This is a genomic window from Pseudoxanthomonas sp. Root630 (assembly GCF_001427585.1).
Classification (GTDB): Bacteria; Pseudomonadota; Gammaproteobacteria; order Xanthomonadales; family Xanthomonadaceae; genus Pseudoxanthomonas_A.
In genome coordinates this window covers 153,927-170,298 of sequence record NZ_LMGY01000001.1, presented here as the reverse complement: position 1 = coordinate 170,298, position 16,372 = coordinate 153,927, and the positions used below count along the sequence as shown (strand labels likewise).

The window sequence follows — 16,372 nt, the reverse complement described above, 5'->3', positions numbered from 1 at the left end:
GGCCGCGCCAGCGTAGCCCGGGTAGAGCGCAGCGAACCCGGGGATCCGACACGACCCTGCATCCCCGGGGTGCGGCCGTGGCCGTACCCGGGGCTACGACCTTCCCGGTTCAGGTTGCCGCCCTTTAGACGCATCCGTGCGCGCCGATAGGTGTAGGTAAACCTACTTACCGGAGACGCGTCCTGTTCCACCTCGTGGACAAGATCCGCCGCGGCCGGCCCTCCTGGCGATACCGACTGACGGCCTGGTGCCTGCCCCTGCTGGGCGGGATGGCGCTGCTTTGCCCGTCCGCGCACGCGCTGGACCCCTCCAAGTCGTTCCATCACTACGTCCGCAACCACTGGAGCCTGGAGCAGGGCCTGCCCCAGCTCAGCGTGCTGGCGATCGCCCAGGACAAGCCGGGCTACCTGTGGTTCGGCACGCAGGCGGGGCTGAGCCGCTTCGACGGCGTGCGCTTCACCAACTTCGACCTGGACAACACGCCGGAACTTCCCAGCACCTGGATCCAGGCGCTGCGCACCGACCGCGAGGGCCGCCTGTGGATCGGCACGCCACAGGGACTGGCCGTGCGGGAAGGCAATCGCATCCGCGCCGTGCCATTGGCACCCGGCGAGGCGGCCGGCGTGGTGGACGTGCTCGCCCTGTCGGCCGACGCCGCCGGCCGGCTGCTGGTGGCGACCAGCCGCGGCGTGATGGTGGTCGCCGACGGTCATCTGAACATGCGGCATGCGATCCCGGACGGAGGCGCACTGGCCCTGCACGTCGATGAGGACGGCACGCTCTGGGTGGGCGGTCGCGGACGGGTCCACGTATTCGATGGCGGCGGCGAACGCACGCTGCCCCTGCCCGCCGCCACGTCGCTGGCCACGATCACCTCGCTGGCACGCCACGATGGCCGCCTGTGGGCGGGCACCGATGCGGGACTGTTCGTGCTGATGGGGCGCCAGTGGCATCGCCATGCCGACGTGGCGGTTGCCAGCGGCGGCATCCAGGCGCTGTACGAGGACCGCGACGGCATCCTGTGGGCGAGCACGCGCGACATCGTCTATCGCCTGCGCCGGGGCCGGTTGCTGGAACGGATCCGTGGCGACGGTCCGCTGGCGGAGATCCGCGCGTTCTACGAGGACCGCGAATCCAACCTCTGGCTGGGCAGCAACAACGAGGGGATCAGCCGCGCGTGGAACGGATGGACGCGCCGCTACAGCCGCGCGGAGGGATTGTTGCAACCCTTGTTGTGGTCCACGGCGCAGGGGCCCGACGGCCGCATCTGGGTAGGTAGCGACGATGGCGTGAGCGTATTGGAGGGGGGCCGCTTCCGCCTGCTCGTTCCCGGACCCGCCCTGCCGCATCCCGCCGCCTACAGCCTGCTGCCGGAAAACGGCCAGACCTGGATCGGCACGCGCGATGGCGTCGCGCTCTATCGCGACGGTCGCGTGCAGCGCCCGCGGATGCTCGAGGCCATGGATGCCGCGCAGGTGAACGGCATCGTGCGCGACCGGCAGGGGCGCTTGTGGTTCGCCACCAGCACGGGGTTGTACCGCTGGGATGGCGGCGACCGCCTGCGTCGCTACGCCGCGGATGCCGGCCTGCGCGACGTGCGCGTCCGCGTGCTGCTGGAAACACGCGACGGCCGCCTGCTGGTGGGCACGCAGAGCGGGCTGTACGAATTCATCGACGAGCGCCTGGTACCGGTTCCGCTCACCGGCACCGGCCTCGACGCGCCGCACATCGTCGCGCTGCACGAACTGGCCGGCGGCCAATGGCTCGCCGGCGCGCTGTCGGAAGAAGTGATGCTGGTGTTCGACGGCCAGCGCTGGACGCGGCTCGACAAGACGCGTGGCATTCCCGCGAATGCGCCGTTCTTCTTCGGCGACGACGGCAACGGCCTGCTCTGGGTCGGCGGCCTGCGCGGTATCTACCGCGTACCGGTGGCGGACATTCTCACTGCCACGCAGGACCCCGCCTTCCGCATCACGGCGCGCACGCTGCTCAACGAACGTGGCGACCGTCATGGCGGCCAGAAGGGCGATTGCTGCAACGGCGCCGGTAACAGCCGCGGTTTCATGGTCGACAACGCGCTATGGCTGCCGACCCGCGACGGCGTCGTGGTGATGGCGACGGACCAACCGCTGGACAACGACTACGTGCCCGAATCGGTGATCGAACGCGTGCAGGTCCAGGGCCGGTGGCAGCCCGCCGACGCAACGGCGACATGGGCGCTAGGCAACGCCGCGCGCGACCTGCGCTTCGAATTCACCACGCTCAGCTTCCAGGCCTCCGACCACATCGATATCCGCTATCGGTTGAGGGGCTACGACGAAGACTGGAAGCTGCTCGACGATCCGCACCAGCGCAGCGCGACCTATACCAACCTGCCCGCCGGTCGCTATGTGTTCGAGGTGATCGGCACCAACAACAGCGGCGTCTCCGGGCGCGCGGCGGCCACCCAGACGTTCACCATCGCACCGTACTTCTACGAGAGCCCCTGGTTCTATGTGCTGCTGGCGATGGCGCTCGGCGTGCTGGTGTTGCTGTCCAACCGTTGGGTGCTGCGGCGGCACCACAACCGCAACATCGCGTTGGAGCGCCTGGTGCAGCGGCGCACGCTGGACCTGCAACAGGCCAACCGCCAGTTGGAGGCGATCAGCCTTACCGATCCGCTGACCGGCCTGCACAACCGCCGCTACCTGACCCGGCAACTGCCGGCCGACATCGCGTACTACCAGCGCATGCCCAAGTTCGCCACCGGCGCGGAGGTGCTGGCATTCGTGCTGCTCGACATCGACCATTTCAAGTCGATCAACGACGGCCACGGCCACCAGGCCGGCGACCACGTGCTGCAGACCGTCGCGCACCGCCTGCGCACGCTGTCGCGCGACGGCGACTACGTGATCCGCTGGGGTGGCGAGGAATTCCTGATGGTGTTCCGGCCGATGCCGCGGCACGACCTGCACGCGCTCGGCCGGCGCATCTGCACCGCCATCGCCAGCGAGCCCGTGGACGTGGCCGGTACGCGCCTGCAGGTGACGGCGTCGCTCGGCGTGATCGGCTACCCGCCCCTCCCGGATGCGCCCGACCTGCTGGGGTGGGAGCAACTCGTCTCGCTGGCGGATCGCGCGCTGTACGAGGTCAAGGCGCATGGCCGCAACGGGTGGGCGTTGTACGAAGCCACTCCGTCGCCCTCACCGTTGCCGGATACCGACCACGTACGTCGCGATCCCGGCGAACTCGTCCGCGCCGGCCACCTGGCGTTGCGCGGGCCGCATCATCCCACCGTGGCGCCATCGCGGCCCGATTGACGGCTCCGCAACACATCCGCGCTACGCTGGCCTGCCACGTTGCGGAAGTTTCCATGAAGATCGCATCCCCGATGCTCGCCCTCGTGGCGATGTCCATCGCCCTCCCCTCGCTTGCGGCGCCCGCCTCTCCCGCGCGCTACGGTGCCCGGCTCGAAGGCTTCGAGTACCCGTACCCGGTGAAGACATTCACCTTCACCTCGCAGGACCAACCGCTGGAGATGGCCTACCTCGACGTCGCGCCGCTTGCGCCGAACGGCCGCACCATCGTGCTGCTGCATGGCAAGAATTTCTGCGCGGCCATCTGGGACGCCACGATCGCCGCACTGACGCATGCGGGCTACCGGGTGATCGCGCCCGACCAGATCGGTTTCTGCAAGTCGAGCAAGCCCCCGCGCTACCAGTATTCGTTCGCCCAGCTCGCCGGCAACACGGCGGACCTGCTCAAGCAGCTCGACATCGAACGCGCGACGATCGTCGGTCATTCGATGGGTGGCATGCTGGCGGCGCGCTTCGCGCTGCAGTACCCGCAGGCGACGGAACGCCTGGTGCTCGTCAATCCGATCGGCCTGGAAGACTGGAAGGCCGAAGGCGTGCCATGGCGCAGCGTCGATGCCTGGTTCGCGCGCGAGCAGAAGACCTCGTCCGAGAGCATCCGCGATTACCAGCGCACCGTGTACTACGGCGGCGACTGGAAACCGGCCTACGAAACGTGGGTGCAGATGCTGGGCGGCATGTACGCCGGCGACGGTGGCAAGGCGGTGGCATGGAGCCAGGCGCTGACCTCGGACATGGTGTTCAACCAACCGGTGGTGTACGAACTGCCGCGCATCTCGGCGCGCACCACGCTGCTGATCGGCCAGAAGGACCGCACCGCGATCGGCAAGGACCTGGCGCCGCCGGACGTCGCGAAGCGGTTGGGCGACTATCCGGCGCTGGGCAAACGCGCCGCGGCGGCGATTCCCGGCGCGACGCTGGTGGAATTCGCCGACCTGGGCCACTCCCCGCAGGTCGAAGCGCCGGCGCGCTTCAACGCGGCGTTGCTGTCCGCGCTGGAGTGAGCCGTCTGGCGATCAGCGCGCTGTCGCGATCGCCAGCACATCGTCCAGCAACGCGGCGGCGGTGACGTCGGCGCCGGCGCCAGGGCCCTGCACGACCAGCGGCTGCTCGTCGTAGCGGTCGCTGTAGATCGCCACGCGGTTGTCGGTGCCGCTGCCGCCACACAACGCATGGTCGGCCGGCAGCACCTGCAGGCCGACGCTCGCGCGCTCCGTGTCGAAGCGGCCGACGAAGCGGAGGCGACCGCCATTGCGGTAGGCATCCTTGAAACGCACGGCCAACGGCGCATCCAGCTGGCCGAGCGCGCCATCGACGCTTTCGAGCGGCAGCGCCGCGAGTTCGGCCGGCACCAACGACTCCACCCGCACGTCGCCCTGCTCCAATGGCAGGCCGGCGGCGCGCGCGAGGATCAGCAGCTTGCGGCGCACGTCCTCGCCGGACAGGTCGATGCGCGGATCGGGCTCGGTATAACCGGCCTGCCGCGCCTGGCGCACGAAGCCCGAAAAGGGACGCATGCCGTCGTAGTGGTTGAACAACCAAGCCAGCGAACCGGACAGCACGCCCTCGACGCGGTGGATGCGATCGCCGCCGGCCACGAGCGCACGCAGGCTGCGCAGCAGCGGCAGGCCCGCGCCGACGGTGGCGGCTTCGCCATAGCGCGCGCCGGAGGCCACGCCCGCCTGCTCGATGGATTGCGCGCGCGACAGCGCACTGCCCGCACCCAGTTTGTTGGCCGTCACCACGTTCACGCCGCGCGACAGCCATTCGGCATGCCAACCCGCGACGGCGTCGCTGGCGGTCGCATCGATGACGATGTCGCCGGCATGCAGCGCCTCGGCCTCCGCCCACGGCGGAAGGTCGTCGGCGCGAACATCGGCGCGGTTGGCCGCTTCCAGCGCGCGCTGCGGCGCGCCCGCGCAATCGTGCAGGGCGCGCGAATTCGCCAGCCACGCCAGCGCCGGCAGCGCAAGCCCGCCGGTCTGCAGGCGCTGGTAGCGCGCGACCAGCGCACTGCCCACCACGCCGGTGCCGAGCAACGCGAGTCGCGGCGCGCGGCGCACAGGTGTGCGCAGCGGGACGACCGTGCTCATGCGTCGGCGAGCCTGCGTTTGGAATCGGCCACGACCGCCTCGGCACGCGCGAGCGCCTCGGCGATATCGGCCAGCAGGTCGTCGGTGGCCTCGATGCCGACCGACAGGCGCAGCAGGCCGTCGGAGATGCCGGCCTTGACGCGCGCTTCCGGCGTCATCGCCGCGTGCGTCATCGTGGCCGGATGCGCCACCAGGCTTTCCACGCCGCCCAGCGATTCGGCCAGGGTGAAATAGCGCAGGCCCTCGACGAACGCGCGCACGGCCTCTTCGCCACCCTCGAGTTCCAGACTCAGCATCGCGCCGAAGCCCTTCTGTTGGCGCGCAGCCACCGCATGGCCCGGATGCGTGGCCAAGCCGGGGAAGTAGACCTTCGACACCGCCGGATGCGTCTCCAGCAACGCGGCGATGGCGTCGGCGTTCTCCTGGTGCGCACGCAAGCGCGCGTCCAGCGTGCGCAGGCCGCGCAGCGTCAGGAAGCTGTCGAACGGGGACCCGGTCAGGCCCAGCGCATTCGCCCACCACACCAGTTGCTGGTGGGTCTCCGCATCGCGCGCGATCACCGCGCCGCCGACCACGTCGCTGTGGCCGTTGATGTACTTGGTGGTGGAATGCAGCACGAGGTCCGCGCCGAAGGCGATCGGCGTCTGCAGCGCCGGCGACAGGAAGGTGTTGTCCACCACCGTGCGGGCGCCGGCCTTGTGCGCGGCCTCGATGACGAAGCGCAGGTCGGTGATCCGCAGCAGCGGGTTGGACGGGGTTTCAATCAGCACCAGCTTGGGCGATTGCGCCAGCGCGTCCGCCAGCGAACGCGGATCGGTCAGGTCGGCGGTGATCAGCTCGAAGTGGCCCTTCTTCGCCAGCGCGTTGAACAGGCGCCAGCTGCCGCCGTACGCGTCGTGCGGCACCACCAGGCGGTCGCCCGGCTCCAGCAGCGCGTTCAACACCAGGGTGATCGCGCCCATGCCGGTCGCGGTGACGACGGCGCCGGCGCCGCCCTCGAGTTCGGCCAGCGCTTCGGCCAGCAGGTCGCGCGTGGGGTTGCCGCTGCGGGTGTAGTCGTACTCGCGCTTCTGCGCGAAGCCGGCGAAGCTGAAGTTCGACGACAACACGATCGGCGGCGTCACCGCGCCGTAGGCAGTGTCGCGGTCGATGCCGGCGCGCACGGCGGCGGTGGCGGGACGACAGGGCGCGTCGGTGTCGGTGGGGGTGTAGCTGCTCATGCGGAATCTCCGGCGGCGCGCAGGGCCGAGGTCAGGATGGAATCGATGCGGTCGGTTTCTTTCAGGAAGGCGTCGTGGCCGTAGGGCGAACGCAGCACGCGCAGCTGGCCCAGCGTGCCGAGGCCTTCCACCAGCGCCACGGAATCGGACAGCGGCACCAGGCGGTCGCCTTCGACGGCGACCACCAGCGTGGGCACGCGCACGTCGGCCGGGTCGACACGATGCAGGTCGATGGATTCGGACAGGCGCACGTAGGCGGTCACCGGCGTGCGCGCAACGTACTGCGCACCGGCGGCATCCAGGTAATCCTCGGCGGCCACGCGCACGCGACCGTGGATGATCTCCGGCGCGGCATCGAAGCGCTCGCCGAACTCCTCCGGCGTGCGGTAGCTCAGCATCGCGAACTGGCGCGCCAGCGACAGGCCCTGCGCATCGGCGCACTGCAGCTGGCCGAGCGTCACCGCGCGACGTTGCAGCGCGCGCCAGGCAGCGGCATACGGATGCGCGCGGTGCGCACCGCTGACGGCGATGAGTTTCTCCAGGCGCTCGGGATGGCGCGCCGCGAGCTGCAGGCCCACCAGCGCGCCGTAGGAATAGCCGACGAACGCCTGCAGGCGCGCGATGCCCAGCGCGGACAGCAGCTTGGCGATGGCGTCGGCCTGGTCGGCGGTATCGATCGGGGCATCCAGGCGGCCATCGGCGCCGATGAAGTCGAACGCGAGCAACTGCCTGTGCGCCGGATCCAGCGCGCGGTCCCCGCCGACCAGCGCGTTGAGCCAGCCGGCCTCGGCGAACACGTCGCTCGCGGCGAGGTGGCGATGCGCCGAGATGCCGCCCGCCACGAACACCACCGGCGCACCGACCACGCCCTGCAATTCGTAGCGCAGCGTGACCGCGCGGTTGCCGGCGTGGCGCGTCGACAGCTCGACCACGACCTCACCCCGCACCGCACGCGGCGCGTCGTCCTGGAACGAGGAAATCGCCGCGCCGTCGATGGAGGACGGTTCGGCAAGGCGGTTCAGCGCGGGACTGGCGTAGCTCATGGCGGCTTCCGGTGGGCATCCCTCGCGGGACGGGACTACACCACCGAGCTTCGCGGAGCTCGCGTTCGCCGTGCTGAGGACACGGTACGAACCATCTTCCGGCAGACGCTGAGGTCCCCGCAGGATTTGGCACCACCACGGCGCTTGCGCGTCGCTGGCTGCCCCGGCTTCTTCGGGCCTGTCCCTCTGCCGGTCTCGATGGTGAGCGTACTTTGCCGGGCGCCGGGACGGATGTCAATCGCTTTATTCGGATGAAGCGATGGAATTTGAACCCCGTCACGCTGCCCCACTCCCACGGGATCACGCATAATTCGCGCCATGATCCGGAAATGCCTTATCGGCGGTCTCTGCGCGGCGCTGCTGGCCGCCTGTTCCACCGCCCCCCTGCACACCTCCACGCCCCCCGCACCCGCACCCAAGACCGCGGCCGACGCCATCGTGGCCGAAGCCTGGGTCTCCGAGCCGGTCCCCGGGGACGAACTCGACTCCCTGGTCCCCTGGCCCACCGAAGACGGCAGCGTCTGGCTGATCGCCACCGCGAAGGCCACCCACCACCTGGCGCTCTATGACGCCGACACCGGGCAGCGCCTGCGCACGATCGGCGGACCGGGCACGGCGGTCGGCCAGTTCAACCGCCCCAACGGCATTGCCGTGTTCGGCGACCTGTTGTTCGTGGCCGAGCGGGACAACCATCGCATCCAGGCCTTCCGCCTGCCCGAGTTCGCGCCGCTGGGCGCGTTCGGCGCCGATGCCCTGCAGGCGCCGTACGGCCTGTGGGTGCACGAAACCGCGCCGGGCGAGCTGGAGCTGCTGGTCACGGACAGCTTCATGGCCGATTTCCGCACCATGACGCTGCCGCCGATGGAGGACCTGGACGGCCGCGTGAAGCGCTTCCGGGTCCGCGTGGAGGAAGGCGGCAAGCTGGAAGCTTCGCTGGTGGAGCAGTTCGGCGACACCGGCCCGGCCGGCGCGCTACGCATGGTGGAGTCCATCGCCGGCGACCCCGTGCATGATCGCCTGCTGATCGCCGAGGAAGACCGCCGCGTCGGCTCCACGCTGCGCGACTATTCGCTGGCGGGTCGGTACCGCGGCCACAGCCTGCCCATCTTCGATGCCGATGCCGAAGGCGTCGCGCTGTGGGCGTGCAGCGCCGAGGACGGCTACTGGGTGGCGGTGGACCAGCTGACGCCGACGCGCTTCCGCGTGTTCGACCGCGCCACGCTCGCCCCCACCGGCGTCTTCTCCGGCCGCGTGACCGCCAACACCGACGGCGAAACCGTCTACGCCATGCCGACCAAGCGCTTCCCCGCGGGCGCGCTGTTCGCGCTGCACAACGACGTGTCGCTGGCCGCATTCGACCTGCGTGACATCGGCCACGCGCTGAAACTGCGCGAAGACTGCCTGCGGTGAACGGCCGGCGGGCCCTGGCGGCGCTGTTCGGCGCGGTCTTGTTGCTCGCCAGTGTCGGCGACCTGTCCGCCGCCCGGCTCTACCGCTGGAAGGACAAGCAGGGCTACACCCAGTATGGCGACCAGCCGCCTCCCCCCGACCAGCTGGCCGGCAGCGCGCTGGACGTGGTGCGCTTCCGGAACCCGCCCAGCGCGCTGGTGCGGCTTCGGCTCGAGAAGCAAGGCCTTCGCTACGAAGCCTGGGCCGACAACCTGATGCACGGGCCGGTGGAAGTGCAGTTGGGCTTCCGTCGCCAGCGCGACGTGCGCAGCGCGCCGGCCCTGCCAGCCCGCGCGGTGGTGCCGGCCCGTAGCAGTGTGCTGGTCGCCACTGTCAGCGTGACCGACCCGCTGCGCGGTGGGGATTTCGAACTGACCCTCGACGGGATGCCGGGCGACCCCGGCAGCCGCCCCCAGGACTACGACTACCGCCTGCCGTTCGACTACGGCCGCGTGCGCGTCGACCAGGGCCCGGGCGGCCGCTTCAGCCACAGCGATGAGCAGAACCTGCATGCGGTGGATTTCGCCGTGCCGGAAGGCACGCGGATCGTCGCCGCGCGCGAGGGGCTGGTCATGCAGGTCGAGTCCGATTTCGACAAGGCCGGCCTGAACCGCGAGAAGTACGGCGGCCGCGCCAACTTCATCCGCATCCTGCACAGCGACGGCAGCATGGCGTTGTACGCGCATCTGAAAGCCGAAGGCGTGCAGGTGCGCGTCGGCCAGTACATCCGCAAGGGCCAGTACATCGGCCTGTCGGGCAACACCGGCTTCTCGACCGCGCCGCACCTGCATTTCGTGGTGCAGGCCAACCGCGGCATGCGGCTGGAGTCGGTGCCGTTCCGGATGTTCGGGCCGCTGGGCCAGTTGCAGTTCCCCTCGGCGCGCTGACCGGCGCCCCTGCCGGTACCCGGTATAATCGCGCCCTTCCCGCATCTTCCGCGCCCGCCCGGGCGCCCGCCCCATGTCCGATCCGAACAGCGTCGTGGCCAACGAAGCCACCCGTCGCCGCACCTTCGCCATCATTTCCCACCCTGACGCGGGCAAGACCACGCTGACGGAAAAGCTGCTGCTGTTCGGCGGTGCGATCCAGATGGCCGGTTCGGTGAAGGGCCGCAAGGCCGCGCGCCATGCGACCTCGGACTGGATGGCGCTGGAAAAGGAGCGCGGCATCTCGGTGACCTCGTCGGTGATGCAGTTCCCGTACGAGGGCAAGATCGTCAACCTGCTCGATACGCCGGGCCACGCCGACTTCGGCGAGGACACCTACCGCGTGCTGACCGCGGTCGACAGCGCGCTGATGGTCATCGACGTGGCCAAGGGCGTGGAAGAACGCACGATCAAGCTGATGGAAGTCTGTCGCCTGCGCGACACGCCCATCATGACCTTCATCAACAAGCTGGACCGCGAGGGCAAGGACCCGATCGACCTGCTGGATGAAGTGGAGAGCGTGCTGGGCATCCAGTGCGCGCCCGTCACCTGGCCGATCGGCATGGGCCAGCGGCTGAAGGGCGTGGTCCACCTGCTCACCGGTGAAGTGCACCTGTACGAGCCAGGCCGCAATTTCACCCGCCAGGATTCGACGATCTTCCCCTCGCTGGATGCCCCTGGCCTGGTCGAGAAGATCGGGGCGGACATGCTGGCGCAACTGCGCGACGAACTGGAACTGGTGCAGGGCGCCAGCCATTCCTTCGACAAGCAGGCCTATCTCGACGGCAAGCAGACGCCGGTGTTCTTCGGCTCGGGCGTCAACAACTTCGGCGTGCAGCCGCTGTTGGACTTCTTCGTCGAGCACGCGCCGCCGCCGCAGGCGCGCGAGACCACCGGCCGCGAGGTGGAGCCTGACGAAAACAAACTCACCGGCTTCGTCTTCAAGATCCAGGCCAACATGGACCCGCAGCACCGCGATCGCGTGGCGTTCATGCGCGTGTGCTCGGGCCGCTTCGAGGCCGGCATGAAGACCTTCCACGTGCGCACCGGCAAGGAGATGAAGCTGGCGAACGCGCTGACCTTCATGGCCAGCGATCGCGAAATCGCCGCTGAAGCCTATCCCGGCGACGTGATCGGCATCCACAACCACGGCACCATCTCCATCGGCGACACTTTCACCGAGGGCGAGGCGCTGTCGTTCACCGGCATCCCGAACTTCGCGCCGGAACTGTTCCGCCGCGCGCGCCTGCGCGATCCGCTCAAGCTCAAGCAGCTACAGAAGGGCCTGGCGCAGCTGAGCGAAGAAGGGGCCACCCAGTTCTTCCGCCCGCTGATGAGCAACGATCTGATCCTGGGCGCGGTGGGTGTGCTGCAGTTCGACGTGGTGGCCTACCGGCTGAAGGACGAATACGGCGTGGACGCCTCGTTCGAGAACGTCAGCGTGGCCACGGCCCGCTGGATCCGCTGCAACGATGCGAAGAAGCTGGAGGAGTTCCGCGACAAGAACGCCATGAACCTGTCGCTGGACGCGGCCGGCCAGCTGGTCTACCTGGCGCCGACGCGGGTCAACCTGCAGCTGGCCCAGGAACGCGCGCCGGACGTGCAGTTCCTGGCCACCCGCGAACACGCGCACAGCATCGATCTCGGCTGACAGGCCGGGGCGTGGCCGGCGTTTCGTCGGTTACGCCCGGAACGGCGCCGCGCCCCCGATTCCTCCCGTCACGCCGATCCGCTACGCTTCCCGGGCCGCCATCCGGCGGCCACATTCGGGGAGATCAGGGATGTATTTTCTAGGGGCATTGCTGCTGCTGGTGGGCGCCATCTGGATGACCGTCAACGCCGCCAAGAAGGACGGCGCGGTCGCGGCGATCCTGTGCTTCATCTGCGGCTTCTACACGATCTACTACGGCATCAAGAACTTCGCCGAGAACAAGGTGCCGCTGATCCTGTTCCTGGTCGGCCTGGCGGTCTGCATCGTTTTCCGCCCGGACATGGCGGCGATGAGCGGGGCCGCGGCGATCTGACCCGCCGTCCCGCGCGGCGGAGGGCGCCGGCCATGCCGGAAGCCCTCCCGCCGCTGACCAACGGCAGTCCGGGTCATGCACCCCGTGCTGCATTGCGGTAACGTGAGTGCATGAGCCGATCCTCCTCGTTCAATTCCCTGCGCGCGCGCAAGCGGGCCGACCATCTCGTCGACCTGCGCGACGAGATCGCCAGTGCCCTGACGCACGGACTGGGCGCAGTCGCCGCCCTCGCTGGCGGCGCGGTCCTGATTACCCTGGCGGCGATCTACGGCGACGGCTGGCAGCTGGGCGCCTCGATCGTCTTCGGCATCACCCTGCTGCTGCTCTACACGGCCTCCACGCTGTACCACGCCATCCAGCATCCGGTGGCCAAGGGGCGGCTGAAGGTCTTCGACCACTGCGCCATCTACCTGCTGATCGCCGGCACCTACACGCCCTTCACCCTGATCGGGCTGCGCGGACCGTGGGGATGGGGCCTGTTCGCGGCGATCTGGACGCTGGCCATCGCCGGCGTGATCTTCAAGCTGTTCTACACCGGCCGCTTCAAGTTGCTGTCCACGGCCATCTACATCGCGATGGGCTGGCTGGTGGTGGTGGCGATCAAACCGATGCTCCAGTCGATCGATGGATGGACGCTGGGCTGGCTGTTCGCCGGCGGTCTGTTCTACACGCTGGGCACGTTCTTCTATCACCGCGAATCGATCCGCTACTCGCACGCGATCTGGCACCTGTTCGTGATCGGCGGCAGCGTCTGCCACTTCGTCGCGGTGACCAAGCAGGTGCTCTGACGCGCATGTGAAACCGTCGCGAGGTTCATGTCCCGCACATGAACCGCGGCCGGCCGGTTTCGCGGCATGTAAACACGCGGGTCCCAACCATGGGGCCATGAACGACGCGCCCCGTCCCCGCCGCCGTTTCGCCCTGCGCCCGCTCTCGCGGTCGCGTGCCGTGGTGCTCGGCGTGCTCTCTGCCCTCATCGTCGTCGGTGCGCTGTTCTTCGAATGGAACTGGTTGCGCGGCCCGATCGAACGCGTCGTGACCTGGAAGACCGGGCGCGCATTCGACATCGGCGGCAATCTCGATGTCGACCTCGGCCGCGTGACCACGATCCGCGCCGACGCCCTGAGCTTCGGCAACGCTGCGTGGTCGAAGACGCCGGCGATGGCCGTGGCGGATCGCGCGGAATTGAGCGTGGAAGTGTGGCCGCTGATTTTCAGTCGGGAGACGCGCCTGACCGCCATCCGCCTGACGCGACCGCGGGTGCGCCTCGAATTCGGCCCCGACGGCACCGGCAACTGGGTCTTCGGCGACAACACGGGTGAGAGCCGCCTTCGTTATGACGGTTTGTGGATCGAGGAGGGGCGACTGGTGTTCGCCGATCCCAAGCGGCGTACCGATCTCGACATCCAGCTGGACAGCGTCACTGGCGACGGTGCCGCGTCACCGCCGGTGGACGTGAAGGGCAAGGGCCGCTGGGCCGGCAATGCCTTTACCGTGGCCGGCCGGGTCGAATCACCGCTCGCCCTGCGTCAGACGGACAAGCCCTATCGCATCGATCTTCGTGCGACCGCGGGAGCGACGCGGGCGCATGCGCGCGGCACGTTGCTCGATCCGTTCCGGCTGCGCGATTTCGACCTGGGGCTGATGCTGGCGGGCCAGAACCTGGAGGACCTGTTCCCGCTGATCGGCGTGGCGACGCCCTCTTCGCCACCGTACCGGCTGGACGGCCGCTTCACCCGCGACGGCAACACCTGGCACTACGACGACTTCAACGGCATCGTCGGCGATAGCGACCTGGGCGGTTCGGCCAGCGTTACCGTCGGTCGTGAGCGTCCGCTGCTGAAAGCCGACCTGGTGTCCAAGCGCCTGGACTTCGATGACCTGGCCGGCTTCGTCGGCGCCCCACCGCAAACCGGCGGCGCGGAAGCGAGCAATGCGGAACAACGCCAGGAAGCCGCCGAACTCGCCGTCGATGCGCGCGTGCTGCCCGACACGCCCTACGACCTGACCAAGCTGCGCGCGATGGACGCCGACGTGCGCTGGAAGGCGCACCGCATCAATGCGCCGAAGCTGCCCATCGACGACATGGACGCGCACCTGCTGCTCGACGCCGGCCTGCTGCGCCTGGAACCGCTGAACTTCGGCGTGGCGCAGGGCGACATCCGTTCGACGATCCGCATGGACGCACGCAGCGACGTGATCCGCACGCGCGCCGACATCGCTGTGCGAGGCCTCGACCTGGGCAAGCTGTTCCCCACCGCGCAGCTGACGCAGAGCGCCATCGGCCGCATCGGCGGCAACGTGTCGCTGACCGGCACGGGCAATTCGATCGCCGCCCTCCTGGGCAGCGCGAACGGCGACATCGCGCTCGGCATGGGACGTGGCCAGGTCAGCAATCTGCTGATGGAGCTCGCCGGCCTGGATATCGCGGAAGCGCTGAAGTTCCTGCTGACCAAGGACCGTACCGTCGCAGTGCGCTGCGCCTTCGGGGATTTCGGCGTGAAGGACGGCGTGATGCAGACGCGCACGCTGGCCTTCGATACCACCGACACGATCATCGTGGGCAAAGGCCGGATCAGCCTGAAGGAAGAAGCGCTCGACCTCGAACTGAAGCCGCGGCCGAAGGACCGCAGCATCCTCGCGCTGCGCTCGCCGCTGGTGATCGGCGGTACGTTCAAGGACCCGTCGTTCCGGCCGGACTTCAAGCGCCTGGGCCTGCGCGGCGCGACGGCGCTCGTGCTGGCCAGCATCACCCCGCCCGCGGCGCTGCTGGCGACGATCGAGGTGGGGCCGGGCGAAGACAGCGGCTGCGGCGGGCAGTACGCCAGGTAGCCTGGCGGCTCAGCCTGCGATGTAACGCTGCAACTGGTCGAGTTCCACCTGCTGGTCTTCGATCACCGCCTTGACCAGGTCGCCGATCGAGATCACGCCGACGATGGCATCGCCCTCGCTCACCGGCAGATGGCGGATGCGGTGCGTGGTGACGACCTGCATGCAGTGGTCGACCGTGTCGTCGGGACGGACGGTGACCACCTTCGCGGTCATGATGTCGCGCACCGGCGTGTTGGCCGACGAGCGCCCCTGCAGCACGACCTTCCGCGCGTAGTCGCGCTCGGACACGATGCCGCACAGCCGCGGCCCCTGCATGGCGAGGACGGCACCCACGCCTTTCTCGGCCATCAGCTTGATGGCCTCCAGGACGGAGGCGTCGGGCGATACCGCGAAGACTTCAGGGGTCTTGGACCCCAGCAAATGACGAACCGTGCGCATGGCGATCTCCGGGGTGGGGAGCGGGGCGATCCGATGCGGGCAAGGATACTCCTGCCGCCCCCGGTTGCCACGCATCCACCAGGTACAGCGGCCGTTGCTTGGACTCTTCGTACAAGCGTCCCAGATACTCGCCGATCAGTCCCAGCGCGACCAGCTGCATGCCGCCCAGGAACAGGATCACCGTCATCATCGTCGGCCAGCCCGCGACCGGGTCGCCCCAGAGCAACGCCTTGAGCACCACCCAGATCGCGAACGCGAACGCCAGCACCGCCGTCATCACGCCGACATAGGTCGCCATGCGGAGTGGAGCGGTGGAGAAGCTGGTGATGCCTTCGAGGGCGAAGTTCCACAGCTTCCAGAATCCGAAGCTGCTCCGCCCCGCCACCCGTGCTTCGCGGTGGTAGGGCACGGCGACCTGGTTGAAACCGACCCAGCCGAACAGCCCCTTCATGAAACGATGGCGTTCGCGCAGTTCGCGCAGCGCCGCCAATGCGCGCGGGGACAGCAGCCGGAAGTCGCCGGTGTCGGCGGGGATCGGCGTTTTGGAAAGGCGTCCGATCACGCGGTAGAACGCATGCGCGGTGCTCCGCTTGATCCAGCTTTCCCCGTCGCGCTCCACGCGCGTGCCATGTACGTTGTCGTAGCCGGCCTGCCACTGCCGCACGAACTCGCCGATCAGCTCGGGCGGATCCTGCCCGTCGGCATCCAGGATCAGCGCAGCCCCTTCCCGCACGCGATCCAGGCCTGCGGTCAGCGCCGCTTCCTTGCCGAAGTTGCGCGACAGCCGTAACGCGGATACGCGTGGATCGGCTGCCACCAGCGTCTGCAGCACCGTCCAGGTGCCATCGTGGCTGCCGTCATCGACGTACAGCACGCGGCCATCGATGCCGGGCAGACCGTCCAGCGCCGCCGCCAGACGCGGCTGCAGCAATGGGATCGCCTGGGCTTCGTTGTAGGCGGCGATCACCACCGTCAGCAGGGGCGCGGCCATCGT

General features: G+C 69.0%; 13 protein-coding genes and 1 riboswitch. Of the genes, 8 read left to right on the top strand and 5 right to left on the bottom strand.

The features are described from left to right. The first annotated feature begins 194 nt into the window (after positions 1–194). Together ASD72_RS00765 and ASD72_RS00760 are read left to right on the top strand one after the other, a co-directional pair. Positions 195–3,299: a ligand-binding sensor domain-containing diguanylate cyclase gene (locus ASD72_RS00765; protein WP_056878067.1), complete on the top strand. Its 3,105-nt coding sequence runs from the start codon at positions 195–197 to the stop codon at positions 3,297–3,299. Positions 3,300–3,388: 89 nt separating this feature from the next. Next, positions 3,389–4,357 carry an alpha/beta hydrolase gene (locus ASD72_RS00760; RefSeq protein WP_235577913.1) on the top strand — a complete coding sequence of 323 codons (969 nt, stop codon included), beginning with the start codon at positions 3,389–3,391 and terminating at the stop codon, positions 4,355–4,357. 12 nt (positions 4,358–4,369) lie between these two features. Here the strand turns inward: ASD72_RS00760 and ASD72_RS00755 are convergent, their stop codons facing one another. From ASD72_RS00755 to ASD72_RS00745, 3 genes are read right to left on the bottom strand one after another with little or no spacing between them, the layout of a single operon-like run. Then, positions 4,370–5,446, bottom strand: coding sequence for a homoserine dehydrogenase (locus tag ASD72_RS00755; protein ID WP_056878065.1), 1,077 nt, complete (start codon positions 5,444–5,446; stop codon positions 4,370–4,372). Next, positions 5,443–6,666, bottom strand: a complete 1,224-nt coding sequence (locus tag ASD72_RS00750) for an O-succinylhomoserine (thiol)-lyase (protein WP_056878064.1) — start codon at positions 6,664–6,666, stop codon at positions 5,443–5,445. Before ASD72_RS00750 ends, ASD72_RS00755 begins: the two co-directional genes overlap by 4 nt. Next, complete coding sequence (locus tag ASD72_RS00745; protein WP_056878063.1) at positions 6,663–7,709, bottom strand: homoserine O-succinyltransferase; 1,047 nt, start codon at positions 7,707–7,709, stop codon at positions 6,663–6,665. Before ASD72_RS00745 ends, ASD72_RS00750 begins: the two co-directional genes overlap by 4 nt. A gap of 88 nt (positions 7,710–7,797) precedes the next feature. Next, positions 7,798–7,914, bottom strand: a riboswitch (SAM riboswitch). A gap of 113 nt (positions 7,915–8,027) precedes the next feature. On the opposite strand from ASD72_RS00745, the gene ASD72_RS00740 reads away from it, so the two are divergent. The 6 genes from ASD72_RS00740 to ASD72_RS00715 all read left to right on the top strand — a co-directional run bounded on the left by ASD72_RS00740 (position 8,028) and on the right by ASD72_RS00715 (position 14,940). Continuing rightward, on the top strand, positions 8,028–9,119 hold the full coding sequence (locus tag ASD72_RS00740; RefSeq protein ID WP_056878062.1) for a hypothetical protein: 1,092 nt from the start codon (positions 8,028–8,030) through the stop codon (positions 9,117–9,119). Continuing rightward, complete coding sequence (locus tag ASD72_RS00735) at positions 9,116–10,045, top strand: M23 family metallopeptidase (protein WP_056878061.1); 930 nt, start codon at positions 9,116–9,118, stop codon at positions 10,043–10,045. The genes ASD72_RS00740 and ASD72_RS00735 overlap by 4 nt, the downstream gene beginning before the upstream one ends. A 73-nt stretch (positions 10,046–10,118) precedes the next feature. Continuing rightward, complete coding sequence (locus tag ASD72_RS00730; RefSeq protein ID WP_056878060.1) at positions 10,119–11,735, top strand: peptide chain release factor 3; 1,617 nt, start codon at positions 10,119–10,121, stop codon at positions 11,733–11,735. Between the two features lie 130 nt (positions 11,736–11,865). Continuing rightward, the gene (locus ASD72_RS00725) at positions 11,866–12,108 is read left to right on the top strand and encodes a hypothetical protein (protein WP_139188020.1); all 243 of its coding nucleotides are present in this window, start codon (positions 11,866–11,868) and stop codon (positions 12,106–12,108) included. Between the two features lie 110 nt (positions 12,109–12,218). After that, complete coding sequence (locus ASD72_RS00720) at positions 12,219–12,896, top strand: hemolysin III family protein (RefSeq protein WP_056878058.1); 678 nt, start codon at positions 12,219–12,221, stop codon at positions 12,894–12,896. Positions 12,897–12,993: 97 nt separating this feature from the next. Continuing rightward, positions 12,994–14,940, top strand: a complete 1,947-nt coding sequence (locus ASD72_RS00715) for an AsmA family protein (RefSeq protein ID WP_056878057.1) — start codon at positions 12,994–12,996, stop codon at positions 14,938–14,940. A gap of 9 nt (positions 14,941–14,949) precedes the next feature. Here the strand turns inward: ASD72_RS00715 and ASD72_RS00710 are convergent, their stop codons facing one another. Together ASD72_RS00710 and ASD72_RS00705 are read right to left on the bottom strand one after the other, a co-directional pair. Next, complete coding sequence (locus ASD72_RS00710; protein ID WP_056878056.1) at positions 14,950–15,378, bottom strand: CBS domain-containing protein; 429 nt, start codon at positions 15,376–15,378, stop codon at positions 14,950–14,952. Continuing rightward, complete coding sequence (locus tag ASD72_RS00705) at positions 15,338–16,369, bottom strand: glycosyltransferase family 2 protein (protein WP_056878055.1); 1,032 nt, start codon at positions 16,367–16,369, stop codon at positions 15,338–15,340. The genes ASD72_RS00710 and ASD72_RS00705 overlap by 41 nt, the downstream gene beginning before the upstream one ends. Positions 16,370–16,372 lie beyond the last annotated feature (3 nt).

Excerpts from the sequence above, each read along its gene's own strand:
- ASD72_RS00760 (WP_235577913.1), top strand. The coding sequence starts at position 3,389 with ATGTCCATCGCCCTCCCCTCGCTTGCGGCGCCCGCCTCTCCCGCGCGC.
- ASD72_RS00705 (WP_056878055.1), bottom strand. The coding sequence starts at position 16,369 with ATGGCCGCGCCCCTGCTGACGGTGGTGATCGCCGCCTACAACGAAGCC.
- ASD72_RS00725 (WP_139188020.1), top strand. The coding sequence starts at position 11,866 with ATGTATTTTCTAGGGGCATTGCTGCTGCTGGTGGGCGCCATCTGGATG.
- ASD72_RS00750 (WP_056878064.1), bottom strand. The coding sequence starts at position 6,666 with ATGAGCAGCTACACCCCCACCGACACCGACGCGCCCTGTCGTCCCGCC.
- ASD72_RS00745 (WP_056878063.1), bottom strand. The coding sequence starts at position 7,709 with ATGAGCTACGCCAGTCCCGCGCTGAACCGCCTTGCCGAACCGTCCTCC.
- ASD72_RS00715 (WP_056878057.1), top strand. The coding sequence starts at position 12,994 with ATGAACGACGCGCCCCGTCCCCGCCGCCGTTTCGCCCTGCGCCCGCTC.
- ASD72_RS00710 (WP_056878056.1), bottom strand. The coding sequence starts at position 15,378 with ATGCGCACGGTTCGTCATTTGCTGGGGTCCAAGACCCCTGAAGTCTTC.
- ASD72_RS00720 (WP_056878058.1), top strand. The coding sequence starts at position 12,219 with ATGAGCCGATCCTCCTCGTTCAATTCCCTGCGCGCGCGCAAGCGGGCC.
- ASD72_RS00740 (WP_056878062.1), top strand. The coding sequence starts at position 8,028 with ATGATCCGGAAATGCCTTATCGGCGGTCTCTGCGCGGCGCTGCTGGCC.
- ASD72_RS00730 (WP_056878060.1), top strand. The coding sequence starts at position 10,119 with ATGTCCGATCCGAACAGCGTCGTGGCCAACGAAGCCACCCGTCGCCGC.
- ASD72_RS00755 (WP_056878065.1), bottom strand. The coding sequence starts at position 5,446 with ATGAGCACGGTCGTCCCGCTGCGCACACCTGTGCGCCGCGCGCCGCGA.